The organism is Haloarcula amylolytica (assembly GCF_049705545.1).
Taxonomy (GTDB): Archaea; Halobacteriota; Halobacteria; order Halobacteriales; family Haloarculaceae; genus Haloarcula; species Haloarcula amylolytica_B.
The window spans coordinates 2,217,737-2,239,937 of record NZ_JBNAMU010000001.1; the positions used below are offsets into that span (position 1 = coordinate 2,217,737).

General features: G+C 64.5%; 16 protein-coding genes. 4 read left to right on the forward strand and 12 right to left on the reverse strand.

Features of this window, described 5'->3' with window-relative positions:
- Positions 1-73: 73 nt before the first annotated feature.
- From ACOZ4H_RS11645 to ACOZ4H_RS11680, 8 genes are all read right to left on the reverse strand, one after another.
- On the reverse strand, positions 74-1,984 hold the full coding sequence (locus tag ACOZ4H_RS11645) for a PAS domain S-box protein (protein WP_424329429.1): 1,911 nt from the start codon (positions 1,982-1,984) through the stop codon (positions 74-76).
- Positions 1,985-2,047: 63 nt separating this feature from the next.
- Entirely contained in the window at positions 2,048-3,676 is a 1,629-nt protein-coding gene (locus ACOZ4H_RS11650) for an AMP-binding protein (RefSeq protein WP_424329430.1), read from the reverse strand.
- Complete coding sequence (locus tag ACOZ4H_RS11655; RefSeq protein WP_424329431.1) at positions 3,669-4,523, reverse strand: alpha/beta fold hydrolase; 855 nt, start codon at positions 4,521-4,523, stop codon at positions 3,669-3,671. Before ACOZ4H_RS11655 ends, ACOZ4H_RS11650 begins: the two co-directional genes overlap by 8 nt.
- 61 nt (positions 4,524-4,584) lie before the next feature.
- Complete coding sequence (locus ACOZ4H_RS11660) at positions 4,585-5,748, reverse strand: branched-chain amino acid ABC transporter permease (protein ID WP_424329432.1); 1,164 nt, start codon at positions 5,746-5,748, stop codon at positions 4,585-4,587.
- A 136-nt stretch (positions 5,749-5,884) separates the two neighbouring features.
- Complete coding sequence (locus tag ACOZ4H_RS11665; protein WP_424329433.1) at positions 5,885-6,874, reverse strand: branched-chain amino acid ABC transporter permease; 990 nt, start codon at positions 6,872-6,874, stop codon at positions 5,885-5,887.
- Positions 6,871-7,569, reverse strand: coding sequence for an ABC transporter ATP-binding protein (locus tag ACOZ4H_RS11670; protein WP_424329434.1), 699 nt, complete (start codon positions 7,567-7,569; stop codon positions 6,871-6,873). Before ACOZ4H_RS11670 ends, ACOZ4H_RS11665 begins: the two co-directional genes overlap by 4 nt.
- The gene (locus ACOZ4H_RS11675) at positions 7,566-8,378 is read right to left on the reverse strand and encodes an ABC transporter ATP-binding protein (protein ID WP_424329435.1); all 813 of its coding nucleotides are present in this window, start codon (positions 8,376-8,378) and stop codon (positions 7,566-7,568) included. The genes ACOZ4H_RS11670 and ACOZ4H_RS11675 overlap by 4 nt, the downstream gene beginning before the upstream one ends.
- A 2-nt stretch (positions 8,379-8,380) precedes the next feature.
- Complete coding sequence (locus ACOZ4H_RS11680) at positions 8,381-9,793, reverse strand: ABC transporter substrate-binding protein (protein ID WP_424329436.1); 1,413 nt, start codon at positions 9,791-9,793, stop codon at positions 8,381-8,383.
- Between the two features lie 304 nt (positions 9,794-10,097).
- Between ACOZ4H_RS11680 and ACOZ4H_RS11685 the strand changes: the two genes are divergently transcribed.
- Complete coding sequence (locus ACOZ4H_RS11685) at positions 10,098-10,655, forward strand: diadenylate cyclase (RefSeq protein WP_424329437.1); 558 nt, start codon at positions 10,098-10,100, stop codon at positions 10,653-10,655.
- Positions 10,656-10,730: 75 nt separating this feature from the next.
- On the opposite strand, the gene ACOZ4H_RS11690 is transcribed toward ACOZ4H_RS11685, so the two are convergent.
- Positions 10,731-11,435, reverse strand: coding sequence for a helix-turn-helix domain-containing protein (locus ACOZ4H_RS11690; protein WP_424329438.1), 705 nt, complete (start codon positions 11,433-11,435; stop codon positions 10,731-10,733).
- Positions 11,436-11,588: 153 nt separating this feature from the next.
- On the opposite strand from ACOZ4H_RS11690, the gene ppc reads away from it, so the two are divergent.
- Together ppc and ACOZ4H_RS11700 are read left to right on the forward strand one after the other, a co-directional pair.
- Complete coding sequence (gene ppc / locus ACOZ4H_RS11695; protein ID WP_424329439.1) at positions 11,589-14,285, forward strand: phosphoenolpyruvate carboxylase; 2,697 nt, start codon at positions 11,589-11,591, stop codon at positions 14,283-14,285.
- Positions 14,286-14,360: 75 nt separating this feature from the next.
- Positions 14,361-14,813 (forward strand): universal stress protein, encoded by a 453-nt coding sequence (locus ACOZ4H_RS11700; RefSeq protein WP_424329440.1) that lies wholly within the window; start codon positions 14,361-14,363, stop codon positions 14,811-14,813.
- Between the two features lie 25 nt (positions 14,814-14,838).
- On the opposite strand, the gene ACOZ4H_RS11705 is transcribed toward ACOZ4H_RS11700, so the two are convergent.
- Genes ACOZ4H_RS11705 through glpA form a run of 3 tightly spaced genes read right to left on the reverse strand, consistent with a single transcriptional unit; the run spans position 14,839 to position 19,200 of the window.
- The gene (locus ACOZ4H_RS11705) at positions 14,839-16,209 is read right to left on the reverse strand and encodes an anaerobic glycerol-3-phosphate dehydrogenase subunit C (protein ID WP_424329441.1); all 1,371 of its coding nucleotides are present in this window, start codon (positions 16,207-16,209) and stop codon (positions 14,839-14,841) included.
- The gene (gene glpB, locus ACOZ4H_RS11710; RefSeq protein ID WP_424329442.1) at positions 16,206-17,480 is read right to left on the reverse strand and encodes a glycerol-3-phosphate dehydrogenase subunit GlpB; all 1,275 of its coding nucleotides are present in this window, start codon (positions 17,478-17,480) and stop codon (positions 16,206-16,208) included. The genes ACOZ4H_RS11705 and glpB overlap by 4 nt, the downstream gene beginning before the upstream one ends.
- Positions 17,470-19,200, reverse strand: a complete 1,731-nt coding sequence (gene glpA / locus ACOZ4H_RS11715; RefSeq protein WP_424329443.1) for an anaerobic glycerol-3-phosphate dehydrogenase subunit GlpA — start codon at positions 19,198-19,200, stop codon at positions 17,470-17,472. Before glpA ends, glpB begins: the two co-directional genes overlap by 11 nt.
- A 350-nt stretch (positions 19,201-19,550) precedes the next feature.
- Between glpA and ACOZ4H_RS11720 the strand changes: the two genes are divergently transcribed.
- A complete protein-coding gene (locus ACOZ4H_RS11720) occupies positions 19,551-22,100 on the forward strand; it encodes an extracellular solute-binding protein (protein WP_424329444.1) in 2,550 nt (849 codons plus the stop codon).
- Positions 22,101-22,201 lie beyond the last annotated feature (101 nt).

Below are 22,201 nucleotides of genomic sequence, written 5' to 3' on the forward strand. Positions count from 1 at the left end.
TTCGTCTACTCTTTGGTGTTGGCTGGGGCGGCACCGGGTGACGTGGTGGTCACCCGGTATCACGGCGACGCAGTTACGCCGCATCGAATGCGACGCCGGTGATCTCGAAGCGAGCCCCGCCGGCGTCACTTTCTGTAACCGCTACCGACCAGCCGTGGGTGTCGGCGATCTCATCGACGATTCGGAGGCCGAACCCGGGGCCCGAAGCCAGCGAGTAGCCGCCCTCGAACACGTCCTCACGCTCGTCGACCGGAATTCCGACGCCATCGTCCGCAATATAGAAGCCGTCATCCAGTTCGCCGACGGTTAGCGTCAGGTCGGCGGCCCCGCCCTGGGAGTGTGACAGCGAGGGCATCGCACGCTGTTCCCCGGCGTTCTCCTGTTTCTCGGAGCTCGGAGTCGAGCCGTGTTCTACGCTGTCGCCGGACTCCATCCGACCGCTCGTGCAACCATGTTCCACGCTGTTGCGGATGAGGTTCTCAAACAGTTGCCGGAGCCGGCTCGGGTCCGCCCGGACCACGGCCGAGGTCTGTAGCTCCAGCGTCGCATCGCCGGTCTCGACCGTTTGCCAGCACTGTTCGACGACGGTCTGCAGCGGCACCGGTTCGATGTCGAGCGCTTCCTCGCCGTTCCGGGCCAGCGTCAGGAGATCTTCAATGAGTTGGCCGATGCGGTCGTGGGCTCGCTTGACCCCGTCGAGATGCTCGCTGTCGTGCGCCGCTCGCGCGAGTTCGAGCTGGCCACGAGCGACGTCAAGCGGGTTTCGGAGGTCGTGACTGACGACACTCGCGAACTCTTCGAGCCGCTCGTTCTGGCGTTCAAGGGCCTGTTGGCGGCCGTCGCGGTCAGAGATGTCCCGCCCGATACCGGCCACGCCGCGAGTCGAGCCATCAGCCGCTTCAATCCGGCCGCCCGTGAACTCGTACGGGAGCGTCGATCCGTCGGCGGTCAGCAGGTCGGCTTTGAAATATGCTTCGCCAGTCTCGAAAGCTGCTTCGGTGCGTTCTCGAACGGTTTCGCGGTCCGATGAAACGAAAAGCTCAGCCAGCGCCATCGACGCCAGTTCAGTGTCTGTATATCCGGTGACGGCCGGCATCGCGTCGTTCCAGCGGGCGAGGTCGCCGTCTTCGTCGAGCACGTAGAAAATGTCCGGTATTGCATCTGCCATCGATGCGGATGCGTCAGACCGGCGGGCGTCGAGTCGCGATTCGCGGCGCTTCCGCTCGGTGATATCGCGTGAGGCACCGACGATTCTGGTGACTGTCCCGTCCTCGACGACCGGTTTCGCCTTGGCCCGCATCCAGCGCTGTTCGCCGTCGGAACGGGTGATGCGAAATTCGAGATCGACGGATTCACCCGCCGAGGCGCGCTGCATCGCCTGGATGACACTGTCCTGATCGTCCGGGTGGATCGCCGTCATGAACTCCGCGGGGTTGGCTTGCAACGACTCGGCAGAACGCCCGTAAAGCGTTTCGTACGCCGAGTTAACGAACTGTATCTCGGACCAGTCCCCGGAGAACACCCACAGCAGTTCGTCGGACTGCTCCGCCAGTTCCGTGAGCTGCTGTCTGGTCCGGACAGCGGTTTGGGTCGACTGGTAGTGCTCGACGAGCAGCCGAATCCGGTTCACGAGGAGATCGCTGTGTCCGGCGTATGTGTCTTTTCTGAAAACATCGGTGGCACCGTTCGAGACTGCGTCGCTGGCGACGGATGCTGAATCGGTCAGCAGCAGAATCGGAATATCGCTGTCCCGCTCGCGAACCGCGTCGACGAACGCACAGCCGGACCGGTCGGGGAGGTCGTCCGCGGTGACAATGCCGTCGATAGCGTCCGCTTCGAGGCGTTCGAGCGCACTATCGGCCCGGTCGGTCGTGGTTACTGTGAGCGGGTCCGACTCCTGCCCGTCCGGGACCTCGGCAGTCCCGTCGAGTACCGGGGCGTCGTCTACCTGTAAGACGTGTATCGAATCTGCTGGCCCATTCATGTCAATAGTATTGTGTGAATAGGACTGCGCCCGCCCTCTTGAAGATACGCCTGGATTGACCGATTACGCCCCGAACCGATCCGATATCGCACCCCGGTCGATCTTGTCCGGGCCGCTGGTCGGCATCGCCTCGACAAACGCGATTTCGCGGGGGTGTTTGTACCGGGCCAGGCGGTCGTCGAGGAAGGCCCGTAGGTCGTCGAGATTCAACGGCCGGTCGCCATTCTCGTCTTTCGTGACACCGGACGCGGGTTCGATGACGGCCTTCCCGACCTGTCCCCACGTGTCATCTGGGACCGGAATCACCACGACTTCGCCGACCGAGGGGTGGTCGGCGATGGCGTCCTCGACCTCCGCGGGGTAGACGTTCTCGCCGCCGCTGACGAACATGTGCTTGGTGCGCCCCTCGATGTAGTAGTAGCCGTCCGCGTCGACGCGGGCGAGGTCGCCGGTCGACACCCAGCCGTCGCCGAACGTCTCAGCGGTGGCCTCGGGGTTGTCGAGGTAGCCCGTCGCGGCGTGGGGCGAGCGCAACTGGAGTTCGCCGACAGTATCGGGATCGACCGTCTCCCGCAGACCGGCGGGGCCGTCGCCGTCGTCCTCGGATTCGGGTTCGACGACTCTGGCGTCGACGTGCAGCACCGGCTTGCCGACGGAATCGGCCTTCTCGCGGGGCCAGCCCTCGGGCATCGCGAAGTTGTTCGGGCCGCACTCGGTGAGGCCATAGCCCTGTGAGAGGTCGACATCGCGGTCCCACCACGTCTCCATCACGCTCTTGCGGCAGGGGCCGCCGCCGGACTTGGCAAAGCGCAGCGTCGAGAGGTCCGTCTCCGCCCAGCGGTCGTGCTGGGTCATCATCCGTAACACTGCGGGGACGGCGACGAGGACCGTCCCGCCCTCGGCGTCGATGGTCTCCAGCACGTCGCCGGGATCGAACTCGCGGGCGATGACGACCGTCCCGCCCATGTGCCACAGCGGGACCGTGAGGACGTTCCAGCCGCCGGTGTGGAACATCGGGAACACCATCGGCGTCACGTCGTCGGCCCGCAGACCCCAGGCCGTGATCGTGTTCAGTGAGTTCCAGACGATACCGCGGTGGGTGATTTTCGTCTCTTTCGGCGTCCCCGTCGACCCACCGGTGTGGAGGAGGAGGTGCGTGTCGCCGGGGGCCGGGGTCGCCGTCTCGACGGGTGCGTCGTCCTCGGGGAGGGCCGAAGCGTAGGGCGTGCTGTCGAGCGTGGAATCCGAGGACGCGCCGTCGGTGGTTTCGAGCTGGATGATTTCGGGGGCCGTCGCGTTGGCTGTCTCCAGGGCGGTCGAGACAGTCTCTGCGAAGGGGGACTCGACGGCGAGGATTTCGGGGTCCACGCGGTCGAGGAGTTCGGCGAGTTCAGGGGGCGCGAGCCGATGGGACAGCGGGGCGAGTCGGCTCCCGGTCTTGCCGGTGGCGAAGAACAGGTCGACGACGGCGGGGCGGTTCCGCGAGACGACGGCGATACTCGATTCATCGCCGACCCCGTACTGCCGGAGCAGGCGAGCGGTCCGGTTCGCTCGCCGGTCGAGTTCGGCGTAGGTGAACCGCTTGCCGGTTGTCGCGTCCACCAGCCCCTCGCGGTCCGGCGTGAGCGCGGCCCGGCGCTCGCTCCAGGCACCGACCCACTCCTGTGGGGTACCGGGGCCGGTTTCAGACATCGTCGATGAACTCCCGAATCTGTGTGTTGACGCGCTCGTACTCCTCGATGAACAGCAGGTGCGGGCCGCCGTGGACGGTGATGAAGTCGGCGTTGGGTAAGCCCCGAGCCAGCAGTTCCCCGTTCTCGTAGGGGACGACCTTGTCAACGGTCCCGTGGATGACCAGGCACGGCTCCGTGAGTTCGTGGAGGCGGTCCGACGCGTCGAACGCCTGGACCGCCGCGCCTTGCCATTCCAGTGCCCGGTCGCTGGCGTCGCTGTCGATGCGCCAGTCGATGATGCGCTCGATGAGGTCCTCGTGGGCGTCCATGAACTGGTTCGAGAGCGCCGGCTGCATCTTGTACCGCCGGAGTTCGCGCTCATCGAGATCGTCGGGAACATCGAACATCCGCCGCTGGGTCTCCTCGGGGACCGGCTCGGCTTCCGGCCCGCCCGGCGAGGTACACATGAGCGTCAGCGATCCGGCCCGGTCGTACTCCAGGGCGTACTGCTGGGCGATCATCCCGCCCATACTGGCCCCGACGACGTGGGCCTGCTCGACGCCGGCGTCGTCGAGTACGGCTTCCAGATCCCCCGCCATCTGGCTCATCGTGTACGGGCCGTCGGGTTCGTCGGAGTCCCCGGTGCCGCGGTTGTCCCACACGATAGTCTGGTACTCATCGACCAGGGCTTCCTGTTGCCACAGCCACATCCAGCGGCCATAGCCGATGCCTTCGACGAAGACCACAGTCTCGGCGTCTTGCGGCCCCTCGCGCTCGTAGGCGAGCGAGACGCCGTCGTGGGTCGCGTATTGCATACTGACCGTTTCTGGTTGGATATCCTTCAAGTGGTCCGGTTTCTGGCTCATTGCGTTACCGGCTCCGTTTTCGGTTGCTCAGACGGTTCGACGGTCGGCTGCACTGTGTTGATCATTCCGAATCACCCCAGAGCTTCTCCGGCAGCGCCTCGGCGAACGTTCCACCGATGCGCGCTCGCAGCGTCCCGAGCAGTCCGTCGGGGACGTAGAGCACGAACAGCACGAACACGAGCCCGACGTAGAGGCTCGCGTGGCCGTTCAACAGCAGGTCGATGAGGCCGCCGATGGTCGTGTCTCCGACCAGCGTCGCGTCCAGCGTTTCCTGGCCCAGCAGCGCGCGGAGATAGGGCAACAGGCCGCCACCCTGTCCGGCCTTCGAGAGGAACTCTCTCACTGTTTCGTCGAACAGATGGCCGTACAGCGACCCGGCGAGCGTGCCGAAGCCGCCGATAATGCTCGCAAGCAGGGCGTCGCCGGTCACCAGGAAGTAAAAGGAGTTCTCCGGGCTGGCCGAGCGCTTGAAGCCGGCGAACAGTCCGCCGGCGACGGCGGCGAAGAAGCCGCTGATGGCGAAGGCCCCAAGCTTGTACAGATACGTGTTGTAGCCGATTGCGACGGCGCGCTCCTCGTTTTCCCGGATGGCGACCATCACTCTTCCGAACGGGGAGTGGATGACGCGCTGCATGGCGAAGTAGCACGCGAGGACGACCAGCCCGATCATGTAGTAGGACACTTCCGTCCCGGACAGCGTCGACCCGAGCAGGGCCACCTCGTCGCCAGTGAGAACGCCGATAGACAGCGATAGCTGGTCGATACCGGGAACCCCGATCTGGAACCCCTCGGCGTGGCTCGGCCCGACCGCCGGTCCGTCCCGTGGGTTGGTCGCCACGTAGTCCCAGCCGCGGACGAACACGTAGAACACCTGCGCGAAGCCGAGCGTGATCATCGCGAAGTAGACGCCCGACAGCCGGAACGACACGAGCCCGACCAGTATCGCCAGCGCGATGGCGATGAGCCCGCCGACAACGAGCGACAGCATGAACGGCGTCCCGGGGCCGAGCAGCGGGACCTTCCCGTTGGCGATGAGGATGACCGTGTACGCGCCGGTGCCGTAGAACACCGCGTGGCCGAAGGAGAGGTAGCCGGTGTAGCCGCTGATGAAGTCAAACGAGATGGCAAAGAGGCCGAAGTACAGCACGCCGACCATCGTCTCTACCGTCGGCAGGAGCATCTGCGTCTCCGCGCTCACCGCCGAGTTCAACAGCGTGTGGTACACCGGCGGGTACAGCGCCAGCAGGGCGATGATGACGATGTGGGCGGTGTGGTCCCGCAGGTACTCCCGTGGCCATTCCGTCTCGACGGTCGTCGCCGGTGGCTCGGACGCCGCCTCGGCGTCGGCCTCGGTTTCGGCGCTAATGGCCCCCCACCTCCTCGACGCCGAACAGCCCTTGCGGGCGGACGATGAGCGTCACCACGAGGACCAGAAACAGGACGAGTTCCGGCAGACCGGTGAACTCGATGACGTTCTGGAACCACCAGGTCGTCACCGCATCGGCCATCCCCACCACGAGGGCGGCCACCACGGTGCCGCGGAACGTCCCGAGGCCGCCGACGATGACGACGATGAACGCCGGCAGCAGCGTCTCGGCCGCCAGCGGGACGCTCGCGCCCCACGTCGGGTCCCACATCAACAGCGTGCCGGCCGCACCGGCCAGGCCGATACCCAGCGCGAACACGACGGTGAACACCTGTCGAACGTCGATGCCGAGCGCCGACGCCATCTCGGTGTCCTCGCTGCCGGCCCGGATGTACAGGCCGTAGCGGGTCTTCGTGAGAAACGCCCAGATGCCGACGACGGTAATAGTGCCCAGGAGTATCTGGAACAGCGACAGCCACCCGGCGCTGACGGGGCCGAGCGCGACCGGCTCCCGGAGGAACTGGGGCTTGGTCGCCAGCGCGGCCTGCCAGTCCGACAGCGGCTGGAGATCGTAGATACCCAGCACGATGCGGACGACCTCCTCGATGACGAGCGTCAGGCCGAACGTCAGCAAGATCTGGTATATCGGCGGCCGGTCGTACAGCGGCCGGATGATGGTCGTCTCGATGGCCCCGCCAAGCACCGTCAGCAGCGCGAAGACGACGACGATGGCGACGAAGAACAGACCGAGGCGGGTCAGCGGCGCTGTCCCGCCGGTGACCGTCACCACCATCAAGAGGCCCCCAAGGTAGGCCCCGACCATCGTCAGCGACCCGTGGGCGAAGTTCAACACGCCCATGAGGCCGAAAATGAGCGTGAGGCCGCTTGCAATCATCACGTACAGCGCCGACTTGGCGAGCCCGTTGACGACGACGCCGCCGAGTTCGCCGAGCGTCAGAAACTCCGCGAGCGCTTCGACGATCATGCCGAGAGATACCTCCTGAATCGTTCGTCGTCGGCCGTCACCGCCGCCGTCTCGCCGTCGTCGACGACGCGGCCCTTGTCGAGGATGTAGAACCGGTCGGCCAGATCGAGCGCCAGCGGGAGGTTCTGCTCGACCAGCAGCATCGTCACGTCCTCGCTTGCCTTCGACAGCGCCTCGGCCACGTCGGCGACGATTTGCGGGGCCAGCCCTTCACTCGGCTCGTCGACCAACAGCAGGTCGTTGTCGCCGACCAGCCCGCGAGCGATGGCGAGCATCTGCTGTTGCCCGCCCGACAGCGTGCCGGCGTCCTGGCCCCGCCGCTCTTCGAGGATGGGGAACGAGTCGAAGGCCAGTCGGAGGCCGTCGCTCACGTCGTCCGGGTCCGGTATCGCCGCCCGAAGGTTCTCCTCGACACTGAGTTGGCTGAACATCCGACGGTCCTCCGGAATCCAGCCCAACCCGCGCTCGGCGACCTCGTGTGTCTCCAGGCCGACCAGCGACTCGTCCCGGAACGTGATCGACCCCTCGCGGGGCGGCGTCAGCTGCAGAATCGTTCGGAGCGTCGTCGTCTTGCCGACGCCGTTTCGGCCGGCCAGCGCGACCACCTCCCCCTCCTCGACGGAGAGGTCGACGCCTTCGAGGATGTGGCTGTCGCCGTAGTAGGTGTGGACGCCGGCGAGTTCGAGCAAGCTCATGCGGTCCCCTCCCCGGAATCGCGTTCCGACCCAGCTGCTGTCGTGTCGTCGTCCAGACTGCCCGGTTCGTAGCCGCCGAGATACGCCGACTGCACGTCGGGGTTGGCCCGCACGTCCGCCGGTGGGCCGTCGGCGATGACAGCCCCCTGATGGAGGACGACGACGCGGTCGGAGACCCCCATCACGATGTCCATGTTGTGCTCGACCAGCAGGACGGGGTAGTCCTCCGCCACTGCTTCAATGAGGTTCCGGATCTCGTCGACGCTCTCCGAGGAGACGCCGGCGTTTGGCTCGTCAAGCAGGAGCACCGCGGGGTCGCCGGCCAACGCGATGGCGACTTCGAGCTTGCGCTTTGCGCCGTGGCTCAGCGTGCTCGCGAGGTCCCCGGCCCGGTGGGAGAGCCCCACCCGGTCCAGAATCTCGTGGGCGCGCTCGGTGAACTCGTCGTAGTGGTCGACGTTGCGCCAGAACGTCGTGGCGTCGTCGCTGTGGGCCTGTTCGGCGACCCGGACGTTCTCCAGCACGGTGCTGTTGGGGAAGACGTTCGTCACCTGGTAGGACCGGTGGATGCCCTTGCTGGCCGTCTCGTGTGGCGAGGCGGCGGTGATGTCCTCCCAGGTTCCGTTCCGCCGGAGTTCGACCGTCCCCTCGGTGGGCGTGAGGCTCCCGGTCAGTAGATTGAAAAACGTCGTCTTGCCGGCCCCGTTCGGGCCGATGAGCGAGCACAGTTCCGCGTCGAGTTCGAAGTCGACGCTGTCGACGGCGGTGAGCCCGCCGAACTCCTTTGTCAGTCCCTGTGTTCTGAGCATCCCTACAGTGAACAGTCCATCTGGTCGCTATCCTGTGGGATAGTCGTCTCGTCGGCACTGATTCGGGCTAGCGGTTCGCCGGGCATGATGGCGGCGCCCCAGTTGTCGGCCCACTCGTCGGTCGTCGGAATCGGGTTCGCGACGGTCATCGCCGACTGTGCCTGGTTGTTGTACTCCTGGAAGGTGTAGCCGTTCTCGCCTTTCGGCGTGTCGGTGACGGTCATCCCCTTCAGGGCGTCGGCGATGTCCGCGCCCTCGGTCGACCCGCTCTCCTGGACGGCCTGGTGGATCGCTGACGCGCCCGTGAACGTCCCGGCCGTGAAGAGGTCCGGGACGACGCCGTAGGCGTTGGTGTAGCTCTCGACGAACGCGTCGTTGATCGGGTTGTCGTACTGGTTCCAGTGGTAGCGAGTCGTGAACGGGCCGAGCTGTGAGTTTCTGATCTTCTCTTCCGTCAGGGGCTCGCCGAGCACGCTCTGCATCGTCCCGCCGACGACGCTGTTGGTGATTCTGGTGGCGAACCCGCCGAACACCCGATAGGAGTAGTCGCCCGAGAGGAAGGCGTTGAACATTGCCGGGAGCGTCGCGACGGTGAACCCGCCGACGACGCCTTCGGCCCCGGCCTCCTCGGCGTTGTCAAGCAGGCCGTCCCACTCGGCGTACCCCTGTTCGACGAAGCGCTCGCCGACGATGTCGACGCCCTCGGCTTCCAGCACGTCCCGGTAATTGTTGACGACTGCGCGGCCGAAACTGTAGTCCGCGCCGAACAGGTAGACGCTCGAAACGTCCGTCTCTCTGGCGACGTACTTCCCGCCCGAACGGGCGTCCATCGCGGTGTTCTCGCTCGCCCGGTAGACGAGGTCGCTACAGGTCTCGGAGTTGGACGTGATGCCGGCCGACGCGGCCGGTCCGAGCATGATGGGAACCTGCGCCTGATTGACGACCGTCGTGACGACGCGGCTGGCCGCCGCCGAGGACGTACAGCCCGCGAGCATGTCCACGCTCTCGTTCTCGACGAGGTTCGTCGCCGCCGTCTGGGCCGTGTCCGCCGAGAACTCCGTGTCCCGTATTAGCAGGCGGTACTCCGTGTCGCCGGCGGTAATGGTTACCTCGCCGCTTCCGGCGTCTTTCGGCGGCTCCGTCTCCCCTTTGTACGCCAGCCCGGAGAGGAACCCCCACAGCGACTGGTCGCCGTAGTACTTCAGGTCGCCGGCGCGGGGCTGAAGTACGCCGATGCTGACTGTCTGCGTCGAGTCACCGCCGCCCGATTCGCCGTTCGTGCCACTGTCCGTCGTGCCGCCGTCCGAATCGTCCTGTTCAGTCATGGATGAGTCGTCACTGACACAGCCGCTGAGCCCGACAACACCGGCACCGAGCGCGCCGAGAACGCGCCTCCGTGTAGCCGTATTCTGCATAACAAATAATCGTAGACTCGCTGGCCACATAGTGTGGCGAGTTAACATGTTAACGCGGTGGGACAGAGCGCAGCAACTGTTGTCCACGGAACGATCACAGAACTGAGCGTGAACGATAGGTTTCGGTCGTTATTCGCCGAAGTAGCTGGTGAGACAGCTACGCCTATCGACTACCGTGAGTGCTACCGCCCGGGAGGACCTGGCTCGACTGTGGCGAGATCCAGTATCGTCCGGGATACGCCGAGACGGCACGTGCCGAGACAGTAGTTAATTAGTCCGACACCATATCGGGATATGTCCCAGCATGGAAGAACTTGAACGCGTTTTGAGCAGGTATGCGACCAGCCAGGAGTTGATGGACCAGATCAGGTACACTGCCGAAACGTTGAGTATGGAGTTCGACCAGTGGAATCAGCAGTACGTGAGTGGCCCGAGTCTGTACTTGCTGATCGTTTCCGAGATCAATTTCGGGGAGTACACCGATCCGATGGGGGACAACAGGTGGCCGGTCGAACGATGCCAGGTCGTCACTGAATCGCCCGACACGTTCACCGAGGTTGCCCGAGACGTGGCGTCCAGCCAGGATGGCGCTGTCGTCGTGACCGGGGACGGAACGATTCAAGAGCAGATGGTTCGGGTTCGCAGCCCGCCCCGGGAGTACATCCGGACGTTCGACAAACTCGAATACGCTGATTGGATGGGTGCCAAACACATGAGCGCGCTCGAAACGTCGATACGCGAGGAAGTACTGTGGGTCATCACGCTCAGCGAAGAAGACGGGCGTGTCACGACGTTTCTCGACGGTACGTATCAGGACTACCCGCGTGAGGGTATCGGTGGCCGATGGCGGCCTGAAGAATAGGCCCTCTTGTTCCCGCGCCGGCTGACGGGACGATGGTGTCACCTCCGAGACAGTCAGCCGACAGCCACGCCAGAATCAGTCGTCGATCTCGTCCAGTGCGTCGACGACGCGCTCGATCATCTTCCGCTCACCGCGCCGGAGGTTCTTCGAGACGGCGGGTTTGGACACGCCGAAGTCCTCGGCCAGCGACCCCAGCGTCGCGTCCCGGGGCGACTCGAAGTAGCCCTCGGAGACGGCGGTCTCCAGCGTCTCGCGTTCGGTGTCCGAGAGGTCCCGACAGCCGTCCACGAGCGTCATCGCCGCGCCGGCGTTCTGCACGAGGTCTTGGAGCTGTGGGAGCGTCGTCGACGTGCGTTCGACCACGTCGTACTCGTTGTCGCGGTCAAGCTCCGAGAGCGTCGTGTCGGCGTCCCGGCCGCGGTCGAAGCCGACGTGCCAGGTCTCGCTTCCGGCCTCGATGTGGAACGGGCCGGTGATGTAGCCGCCGTTGTCCCTGATAGTCTGCATCGCCGCCGTTTCTTCGATGGTCGTCCGGATGTGGGCGGCGTTGTCCTCGCGGCGCAACAGCGCACAGTCGTTCATGTTCTCGTGGGCCTGCAACCGGTCCAGCCCCGCATCGAGTACCCCCGCGTCCTCGGCTTCGACGACCATCCGCGTCTCAAGCTCCCGCGCACGCTGGTCGAAGTCCCAGTGTACCGCTGCAAAGGCGACATCGTGGTCTGCCGTCGTGTCGATGAAGGGGCAGTCGTACTGCTCCATGTCCAGGGCGATATCTATCATTGGCAGTCCACTGTATCCTGTGACTTTCGTGTGATACGGTAAAGAACCCCACGATTAATGATAGCTATCTTCTGCAATCGGGTTCTTCACGAACGTCTATCCCTGATACACCGTTTCAATAGTGTTTTAGGGCTCGGTTTTGGATGAAGTGGTATGACTTTGCACGCCAGAGAGATAAACCAGGACGTACGGGAGTTGGGTGCGCTCCTGGGCGAAGTGCTGGAGGCACAGACCTCGACCGAGGCATTCGAAACGGTGGAAACGATCCGGAACTCGTGTATCGACTACCGGCGCGGTGACGCCGAGACGCGGGACGAGGTCCACCGGGCGCTGAACCGACTGAACCCGGAGACACAGGATATTGTCGCACGCGCGTTTACGACGTATTTCGAACTTATCAATCTCGCCGAGGAGCGCGAACGGGTCCGCGAAATCCGAGAGGGCAGCCAGGAAGGCGTTCTGGCCGACAGCGTCGAGGAAGCCGTCCGGGACCTGGCCGAACGCGGTGCGGACCCGGAGGAGTTCGAGCAGGTACTCGAAGACGTTCTCATCCAGCCGACGTTCACGGCCCACCCCACCGAAGCCCGCCGGAAGACGGTGAAGGCGAAGCTCCGGTCGGTCGCCCGTGACATCGAACGACTCGACGAACGGCGGCTCACCGACCGCGAACAGAAGCACATCGAGCGCAACCTCGATGCCGAAGTGACGAGCCTCTGGCAGACCCCGCAGGTCCGGGACCGCCGGCCGGAGGTCACCGACGAGGCGTTGAACGTCCAGTGGTACCTCGAAAACGTCCTGTTCGACGTCATCGACGAGGTGTACGACGAACTCGAACACACCATCGAAGACGTGTACGACGAGGACATCGATATCGACACCCTCTACGAGTTCCGCTCGTGGGCCGGCTCCGACCGCGACGGCAACCCGTTCGTCACCACCGAGGTGACTGAGGAGACGCTGGAGCGCCAGCGCGAGACGGTGCTCCCGCTGTACCGCAACAAACTCAAGGAGCTTTCCGGCGTGCTGAGCCAGGACGCCTCCAACATCGCGACCGATGCGGTGTTCAACGAACGACTGGACCGTCACAAGTCCAGGCTGCCCGGCATCGCCACGGAGGCCGAGGAGCGGTATCCGGACGAACCCTACCGCCAGAAGCTCCGGCTGATGCGTGAATCCGTCATCCGGGTCAGCGACGTCCGCCAGGGCGGCTACGAGAACGAGGAGGAACTACTGACCGACCTCCGTGTCATCGCCGACAGTCTCCGAGAGAACGACGCCGAGGTAATCGCCGAGGCCCACGTCGACCCGCTGATCCGCAAGGTCGAGACGTTCGGCTTCAACCTCGCCAGCCTCGACCTTCGCGACCACCGGAAGATGCACACCGACGCCATCGCCGAGGCCGTCGACCGGCAGGGCATCGACTACGCGGCGATGGACGAAGACGAGCGCGTCGAGTTCCTGACCGAGGCCATCCTCCAGGACAACCCTGTCATCGACATGGAAGACACCGAGGGTCTCTCGGAGGACGCCACCCGTGTCCTCGAGCGCTTCCTCGCGGCCGCCGACTGGCAAAACGAGTTCGGCATCGACGCCATCGACACCTACGCCATCTCCTGGTGTGAGGAGCCAAGCCACGCCCTTGAGGTCCTGTTTCTCGCCGACCAGGTCGACATCGTCGACCTGCCCGGTTACTGCGGGTTCGACGTGGTACCGCTGCTGGAATCGGAGTACGCGCTCTCCGGCGCCCGCCGCATCATGGGCACCCTGTTCGAGAACGAAGCCTACTCCCAGGCTCTTGAGGCCCGGGACAACATCCAGGAGATCATGCTGGGCTATTCCGACTCGAACAAGGAGAACGGCTTCCTCGCCGCCAACTGGTCGCTGTACAACAACCAGAAGCGACTGGCGGACATCACCGACGACTACGACGTGGAGATGCGCCTGTTCCACGGCCGCGGCGGCTCTATCTCCCGCGGCGGCGGCCCGATGAACGACGCCATGCTGGCCCTGCCGAACGAGACGGTGACCGGCCAGATCAAGTTCACCGAGCAGGGCGAGGCCATCGCCGAGAAGTACGCCAACCACGACATCGCCGAGCGAAACCTCGAACAGATGCTCAACGCCCAGATCCGGGCGCGCAAGAACGCCATCGAGGAGCCGGTCGAGGAGATTCCCGACGAGTGGGAGGAGGCGATGGAGACGGCGGCCGACGCCGCCCGCACCGAGTATCAGGACCTGCTCGAGACCGACGGCTTCGTCGATTTCTTCGACCAGGCGACGCCGATCACCGTCATCGAGAACCTCAACATGGGTTCGCGACCGGCCTCCCGGAGCGAGGACCGTAGCGTCGAGGACCTCCGAGCCATCCCGTGGGTGTTCTCCTGGACGCAGGCCCGCTGTATCATCCCCGGCTGGTACTCCATCTCGACCGGACTGGACGCCTACCTCGAAAACGGCGGCGACATGGAGACCTTACAGGAGATGTACGAGAACTGGCCCTTCTTCCGGACGAAACTCGACAACGCGTCGCTGGCGCTGGCCCGCACCGACCTCGAAATCGCCGAGGAGTACGCCGACCTCGCCGACCCCGAACTCCGCGAGCGCATCTTCCCGCGCATCGTCGAGGAGTACGAGGAAACCGTCGAGAAGGTCCTCGAAATCACCGGACAGGACGGCCTGCTCTCGCGCGAGTGGCTGCAGGAGAACCTAGAGCGCCGGAACCCGTACGTCGATCCGCTGAACCTGTTGCAGGTCCGCCTGCTCAAACAGTCCCACCGAACCGAAACCGAGCGCCGGACCCTGCGGCTGACCGTCCAAGGTATCGCGGCCGGGATGAAAAACACCGGCTGAGGCGTTGTGAGAACAAGTTACAACAAAGGTAGTACCTATCGAAGGATTTAGGCGTCTTCCCTTGGAGTAGCCGATATGGCACTCGAAACTGTTCTTCTTGCAGTTGGCCCAAACGATGCCGACCGAATCGACGAACTCGCGAACGCTGTTCTCGATATCGCGAGCCCGGCCGGCGCGACGGTCGTCGTTGCACACGTCTTCACTGACGACCAGTACGACGGCGTCGTCGACAGACTCGAATTCGAATCGACCGGCGAGGCCGACCCGAACGAGGTTGCCGACCGCCACACAACCGTCCGGGAACTCGTCTCGCGGTTCAACGATGCTGGCCTGACGACGGAAGTCCGCGGTGCTGTGGGCAACCACGGCGAGCAAATCGTCGACCTGGCTGAGTCCACGCAGTCGGACCTCGTCGTCGTCGGCGGCCGCAAGCGCTCGCCGACCGGGAAGGCCGTCTTCGGCTCCACAGCACAGGAAGTCATGCTGAACGCGCCGTGTCCGGTCACGTTCGTTCGCGGCGAGGACTAAGACCGCAGAAAACGAGTTTTTTCAGTTACTCCACCAGCGCGGCTTCGAGCAGTTCGAGCGGATGCCGGATCTCGTAGCCGCTGCCGTGTTCCATCTGCATCGCGCAGGTCGGACACTCGGTCATGCCGGTTTCGCCTTCGGCGTGGTCCATGTGCTCGAACATCTCCTCGCCGATCTCCATGGACTTCTCGTACTTCTCTTCCTTCCAGCCGTAGGTCCCCGAGATGCCGGAACAGGAGTCGCCCACGTCCTCGACTTCGACGCCGTCCAGGTCGCGGAACAGTTCGACGGCCTGGCGGTCCAGCCCCTGATTCCGTGAGTGACACGGGGCGTGGTAGGCGAACTCTTCAGCGAGGTCGCCGTCCACGTCCGCCGCCTGCACTTCGCCTTTGAGGTCCTCGTGGATGCGGAGGTACTCGACGGCTTCGAACGTGTTCTCCGCCACTTTGTCGATGCCATCGATGTCGAACAGTTCGGGGTACTCCTGCCGGAGCGCCATCGAACAGGAGGTACACGAGGCGATTGCGTGGTATCCTTCGTCGACGAGTTCGGACATCGACGAGACGTTCGTCTCGGCGTGGCGGCGGGCGTCGTCGAGCATGCCGTTGGCGAACATTGGCGTCCCCGAACACTTCTGCTCGGGCGCGACGACCTCGTAGCCGAACTCCTCGTACACCCGGACCATCGCCTTGCCGACCTCCGGCGTGTTGTAGTTGGAGTAGCAGCCGTGGAAGTACGCCACTTTCTTGTCGGCGTCCTCGGGGAGGCCGCGGCGCTTGCGGGCGGCTCTCGCGTTCTCCCGTGATTGGACCTGACCGCCGCGGTCGGCCCACCAATCGCGGAAGGTCTGTTTCGCGAAGGCGGGGAAGTCGCGCTCGCTGGTGACGCCCAGCGTCTTCTCCATCACCCAGCGGGCTGGCCCAAAGTTCATGGCGAAGTTTGCCAGGCGTGGAACCTTGCTCGCGAAGAACGCGGAGGTGCGGTAGTTCGCGAGGATGCGGTTGCGGATGTACTCGACGGAGAGCTTGTCCATCTGCTCGCTGACGTACTCCCCGCGGGCGGTGTTGTGCATCTGGCTGAGCGGGACGCCCGACGGGCAGGCGTTGTCACAGCGCATGCAGTTCGAGCAGTCCATCACCGAGTCGTCGATGTCGTGGTCGTCGTCGGACTGCTTGAGCCGCCACTGCTCGGGGCCCTGGAACTTCGGGCCGGGGAAGTCGTCGTCGACCTCCGCGACGGGACAGTTCGTGTCGCAGGTCGAGCATTTGTAACAGGAGTCCGCGCCGGGACGGAGGTCGAAGTCGTCGCTGTCGGGGAAGACATCTACTGGTTCGAACTCCTCGCCTGTGTTCGGTGCAACCGGGTCAAAGTCTGGTGGGGTTTCAGCGTCACTCATCGTGCCTCCTGTGCGGCGCGCTGGCCCGCCGCGTAGCCTGTCGCAATCGAGACGCCGCTGCCGGACTTCTCGGCGGCGAAGTCGTAGCCGCCAAGCACGGAGCCGGCGGCGCGCAGGTTCTCGAACTCGCTGTGCTCGCTCGCGTCAAGGGGGCGCAGGTCGTCGTCGGTCGCCACGCCGTAGCGGGCGAACTCGTGGTCGCCGAACAGTTCGCCCTCGAACCAGTCGTAGCGGTCCTCGGCGTGGGGGACGTGACAGTCGAAGATGGGTTCGTACACCCCATCACGGTCGGACTCGACGCCCTTGCCGACGAAGCCGCCGGTCGCGAGGACGTACTGGTCGGCGCTGTTGGGTATCTTCGCGCCGTTCTTCTCGATGAACACCTTCTCGATGCGGTCCTCTCCATCGAAGTCGACAACCGGATTTCCGGTCTCGATGCTGGCTCCGGCCTCGTCCAGTGCCGAGAACAACGCGTCTTCGAGGCGGAGGCCGGGCAGCGACGGCGGCCCCATCGGGACCTCGAACACGTCGACGCCGAGGTGGTCGCGTAGCGCGTCACGGATCGCGCCGGGGTTGTCGTCGCCGAGAATCGCCGGGAAGCCGACCCGTTGTTCGTCTTCGAGCAGCGGGTTCACGCGCTGAGCAAGCGCCTCGCGGGCTGGGACCATGCGTCCGCGAACCGCCACCTCGCTGTTGGTATCGAGCAGTTTGGCGTACCGCGTGACCTTCGCGTCCGCGCGCAGGTCGCCCGGGAACCGGATCGTCTCGCCGCGGACATCGAACGGGACGCCCGTCGCGTCGAGATGGGCAGCGACGTGCGGGGCGTCGAAATCGACCATCTCCTCGATGCCGACCAGCAGCGTGTCCCGAGTGTCGCTGGCGAGGCCGGCGCTGGCCCCGGCCGGGTAGCGGGCGGTCGGTTTGATACTCCCGCCGTGGGTCGGGAGCAGCGCGTTCGTGTCCGTGTGTTCGCCCTCGTAAGTCGGGACAGCGTCGTCAAACAGCGACAGTGCGTCCCGGACCGTCCCGACGCCGACTTTCCGGTACGGATGGTCCTCCGGCAAAGACGGAATCGCCTCGTACGGGTCGGTTAGCGGCCCGTCTCCGTCCGGTGTGTAGCCGAGCACGTCCACCAGACCAGACGCCTGCCGGAGCGTGCTCTGCTTGTAAGAGACCAATCGCACGTCGGCACCCTCGCGGGCGGCCGCCAGCGCGCCGGTCAGTCCTCCGAGGCCGCCGCCGATGACGAGCACCTCCGACTCAATAGCCATCCGTCCCTCCGTCGGCGGCGACGTCCGCGCTGTCGACGCTGCCGCCCGTTTGCCCGCGGCCCGAATCGAACGCCGAGAAATCGACCGGCTCGCCGTCCGCCGGGTCCTGATCCCGGTTCTGCGTGGTGGCATGCAGTGCGTAGTTCAGTGCCGCCTGGGAGAGCTGTTCGCCCCAGAGGGCGTGTCGCTGGCCCTTCCAGCGTTCCTGGAGCAGTTCGTCCCAGGCCTCACGGACGACCGGCTCGTCGTACTCCGAGTGGAGTTCGCTCGCCATCCGGTGACAGCAGAAGCCGCCCTGACAGTTCCCCATCGACGCGCGAGTGCGGATACGGACGGCGTTGAGGTCCGAGCCGGACCCCTCGATGGCGTCGTGAATCTCGGCCCGGGTGACGCCCTCGCACTCACAGACTGTCGGGTTCGGCCCGTCGGTCTTGAGCACCTCGTCGGCCCGGGAGCCGAGCCGTTCGACACTCCGGCGACCGATCGGCGAGCGAAGCCCGAACTCGTCCATGTAGTCCCGGAGCACGGAGAAATCCTCACTGCCGGGGAGTGGCACGTCGGCGGTCCGGCAGTCGGCGTCGATGCCGAACTTCCCGCAGACGTGGTCGGCGATCTGTTCGCCCATCATCCGGTAGGTGGTGAACTTCCCGCCGACGATGCTGGTCATGCCGGGCAGGTCGTCGCGCTCGTCGTGGTCCAGCAGGAAGAAGTCCCGCGTGATGTCCGTCGGGTCGTCGCTGCCGACGTCCGGCGGTTCGTACAGCGGGCGAACGCCCCAGAACGAGCGGATGGTCCGGGCGTCTTCGAGCATCGGAATCAGCTCCGAGAGCGTGTCGATCATCATGTCGACTTCCCACTGCTCCTCGGGGTAGTCCTCGGGGTCCTCGACTTCCTCGTCGGTCGTGCCCAAGATCGCGGTCGTCTCGTGGGGCACGACGATGTCCGCGTCGCCTTTTGGCCGACAGCGGTTGATGACGGTGTCGACCTGACGGATGTTCATGATGGTCATGACGCCCTTGGAGGGGCGGACCTCGATGTCAAGGCCGGCCATATCGCCGATGCGGCCGGCCCAGGCCCCCGTCGCGTTCACGACGTAATCCGCCCGGATCTGCTCGGTCCCGCCCTCCGTGCCGTGGACGCGCTTCCCGGGGCCGGAGTCGTGTTCGACCTCGATACCGACGACCTCGCCGCTCTCGACGAGGAGGTCCGTCACTTTGGAGTGTGTCTCGATGCGTGCGCCGTGTTCCTGTGCGCTCGCGGCGTTGGCGACCACGAGCCGGAACGGGTCGATGGCCCCGTCGGGAACGCTGATCGCCTTGTCGATGTCTTTCGCCAGGTGTGGCTCCATCGCGCGGGCCTCCTCGCCCGAGACGACTTCGGCGGGGATACCGCACTCCTCACAGCCGCTGAGCTTCTGCTGGAAGTACTCCTCGGAGTCCTCCGGTCGCTTGACGAACAGGCCACCGGTCATTTCGACGCAGTGGCTGGCGATGTCTCGGAGGACGCGGTTCTCCTCGATACACTCGGTCGCACTGGCCTGGTCCGAAACGGCGTATCGCCCCCCGCTGTGGAGCAGTCCGTGCATCCGACCGGTGGTCCCGTGGGTCAGATTCCCCTGTTCTACGAGGGTCACGTCGAGCCCGCGCATCGCGAGGTCCCGCGCGATGCCCGCCCCAGTCGAGCCGCCACCGATGACGGCGATGTGTGGTGTCGGTCCCATCTATCTTTCCGTGGGTTTGGAGCGCATACACTTCACTTTACCGTTGATGGTGCTTGGGTAGTAAATTTTCTATGTAATCATGAGGAATACCGGCAACTCCTGCTGACAATTGTGAACGAGGGACATATTATCGCTCATTGAACAGTCGGATTATGGGTTTTACAAAGTTGATTCTTTTCGGGGTATAAGTTCCCATATCTAATGAATACGGTTCGCGGAACTCTGTTGTGACATGAATTCCGTCCACAAACAATAATTATTCCTGCTGCCGGTCTAACAGTAACTATTATATATTTTGATAGTTGATTCTTCCAGAGAACGTGTTGGCCGTTCGGTCAACGGGAGCGACAATGAGTAAATGGAACCCACTTGATTCGGAAGACGATCAGTCCGACAGGGGACACACTGACGGTGGCGTCACAGAGGGGCGGGACAGAAACGAGCCGGAAAGTGAAACACCGTCGGGAGCAGACCGCCAGGAAGGCCCCGCTGCCGGTTGGGCGGAGGACGAGCCCGAACGAGCGGAACTGAAAGCTCAGTGTGAGCAACTGGCGGCGGAACTCGAACAGGAGCGGGCGGAGCGTCGCGCGCTCGAAACCGCTGTGGACCGTCTCACCACTGTCGCCAGGGCAAACGCCGGTGGCGACCTCACTTCGAAACCGGGGCAACCGCCGGCTGAGGCGGCTGAACCGCTGTACGACGCCTACGACGAACTGCTTCGGGAGTGGACCGACACCGTCGACCGGATGGCGTCGTTCAGCGAACAGGTGACCGCCGCGACGGAACAGGTAGATACCCGTCTCGGTTCGGTCAAGTCCGCCAGCCGGGACGTGAGCGGCGCTGTCGGGGAGATATCGACCGGATCGGACGAGCAACGGGATCAGATACAGTCGATCTCCGACGAGATGCGGAACCTCTCGGCGACGATCGAGGAGATAGCGAGCGCCGCAAACGAGGTCGCGGACACGTCCAGCGAAGCGAGTGCCCGTGGCAAATCCGCACTGGAATCGGCGTCCTCGGCGATGACGACGCTCGACCGGCTGACCGCCAACGCCGAAGCGACCGTCGACAAGGTCGAGCAACTGAACGACCTGCTGGCGGATATCGAGGAGATTGTGGGTTTCATCACGGATGTCGCGGACCAGACGAACATGCTGGCGCTCAACGCCAACATCGAAGCGGCCCGAGCGGGCGAATCCGGTGACGGGTTCGCCGTCGTCGCCGAGGAGGTCAAATCGCTCGCAACCGAGACGAAGGAAGCGACTGACGAGATTGCAGCCACCATTGAGGAGGTTCACGAACAGGCCGACGCGACGGTTGCGGAGATGTACGACACCCGAGAGAGTGTCGAGGACACCCGCTCGTCGGTCGCTAGCGCGCTCGATGAACTGGATTCCGTCGTCTCGATGGTCGAGGAAGTCGATACGAGCGTGCAGGAAATCGATGGGGCGACGGATACGCAGGCCGACTCCACACAGGAAGTCGTTTCGATGGTCGACGATGTCGAGGGAATAAGCGCCCGGACGGCAGAGGAGGCGGCTGTCGCCGCCGACGCCGCAGCGGACCAGACGACGGAACTCGCGGAGGTCTCGACGCGGGTCTCGACGCTCACCGAGCGGGCCGAATCGCTGGAGGCGTCACTCGATGCCTTCGAACTCGCGACCGGTGCGGCGGCTGACAGGGATGGAACCGTCGTCGAGTTCTGGCACGCGATGGGCGGCGAGAAGGCGCTACTGCTGGAAGAACTCGTCCGGGAGTTCGAATCACAGACCGACGGCATCAGTCTCGCACTGCGGTCGAAAGGGAGCTACCGCGGGACCCTCGATGCAACGCTGAGCGCCGCCGAAAACGACGACCCGCCCGCTATCGCACAGATATTCGAGATCGGGACCACGCGTGCGCGCGACAGTGGGTACTTTAGGCCCGTCGAGGAACTCCTCCCGACAGCCCACATCGACTCGCTGCTCAACCCGGTGACGAACTACTACCGCTTCGACGGGACGCTCCACTCGCTGCCGTTCAACGCGTCGAACCCGGTGATGGCCTACAACCGCGACGCGTTCAGACAGGCGGGGATCGACCCCGATTCGCCACCGGAAACCCTCGCTGACGTTCGGAGCGCGGCTGAAAAGCTCGTCGACGGGAGTGGCGTGGATACCGGTATCACGTTTGCGAACTACTCGTGGTTCGTTGAGCAGTGGTTTGCCGAGGCTGACCAGCTCCTCGTAGACCAGAACAACGGGCGGTCCGGGTCGCCGACAGAGAGCTATCTCGACGGGGCGTTCGCCCACGACCTGTTCGAGTGGTGGCAGAGTCTCGAAGCGGACGGCCTGTACCACGATCCCGGCATCGAAGCCAGAGGCGCGGCTCGGACCCACTTTGCCGAAGGGAACGCCGCGATGCTAATCGGCTCAACGTCGTCACTCAACACCATCGAAAGCGGCGCTGACTTCGATGTCGGCACCGGCCGGTTCCCCGTGCTCGACGACCGGACTGGCGTGCTCGTCGGCGGCGCGTCGCTCTGGGTCGGCGATGCAGTCTCTGACGCCGTTCACGACGCTGTCGGCGAATTTCTCACCTGGCTCACCGAACCGGCCCAACAGCGCCGGTGGCATCAGGAAACCGGGTACTTCCCAGTTCACGCCGATGCGATTCCACAGCTCCGGTCGGCGAACTGGTTCGAACAGAACCCGCACTACAGAACGGCATTCGACCAGCTCATGGAGACACGCGACACCACAGCGACGCGGGGCGCGCAGATCGGTCCGTTCGATACGGTGCGAACGATCATCGAAGACGCCGTCGACAGTATGGACGGATCCGACTCGGTCCCGTCAACGCTCGAACGACTCGACGCACAGGTCGGAAAACAGCTCGAACGGTACGATTCTAGCCGGTAACGCCGTTCCGCCCCTTCTTTACTAGCTAAACATCACCATTAGTAATCTTTATAATGGTTCACTATGTTGTTTACTGGCAAGGTGGTAGCTTTCATAAACAA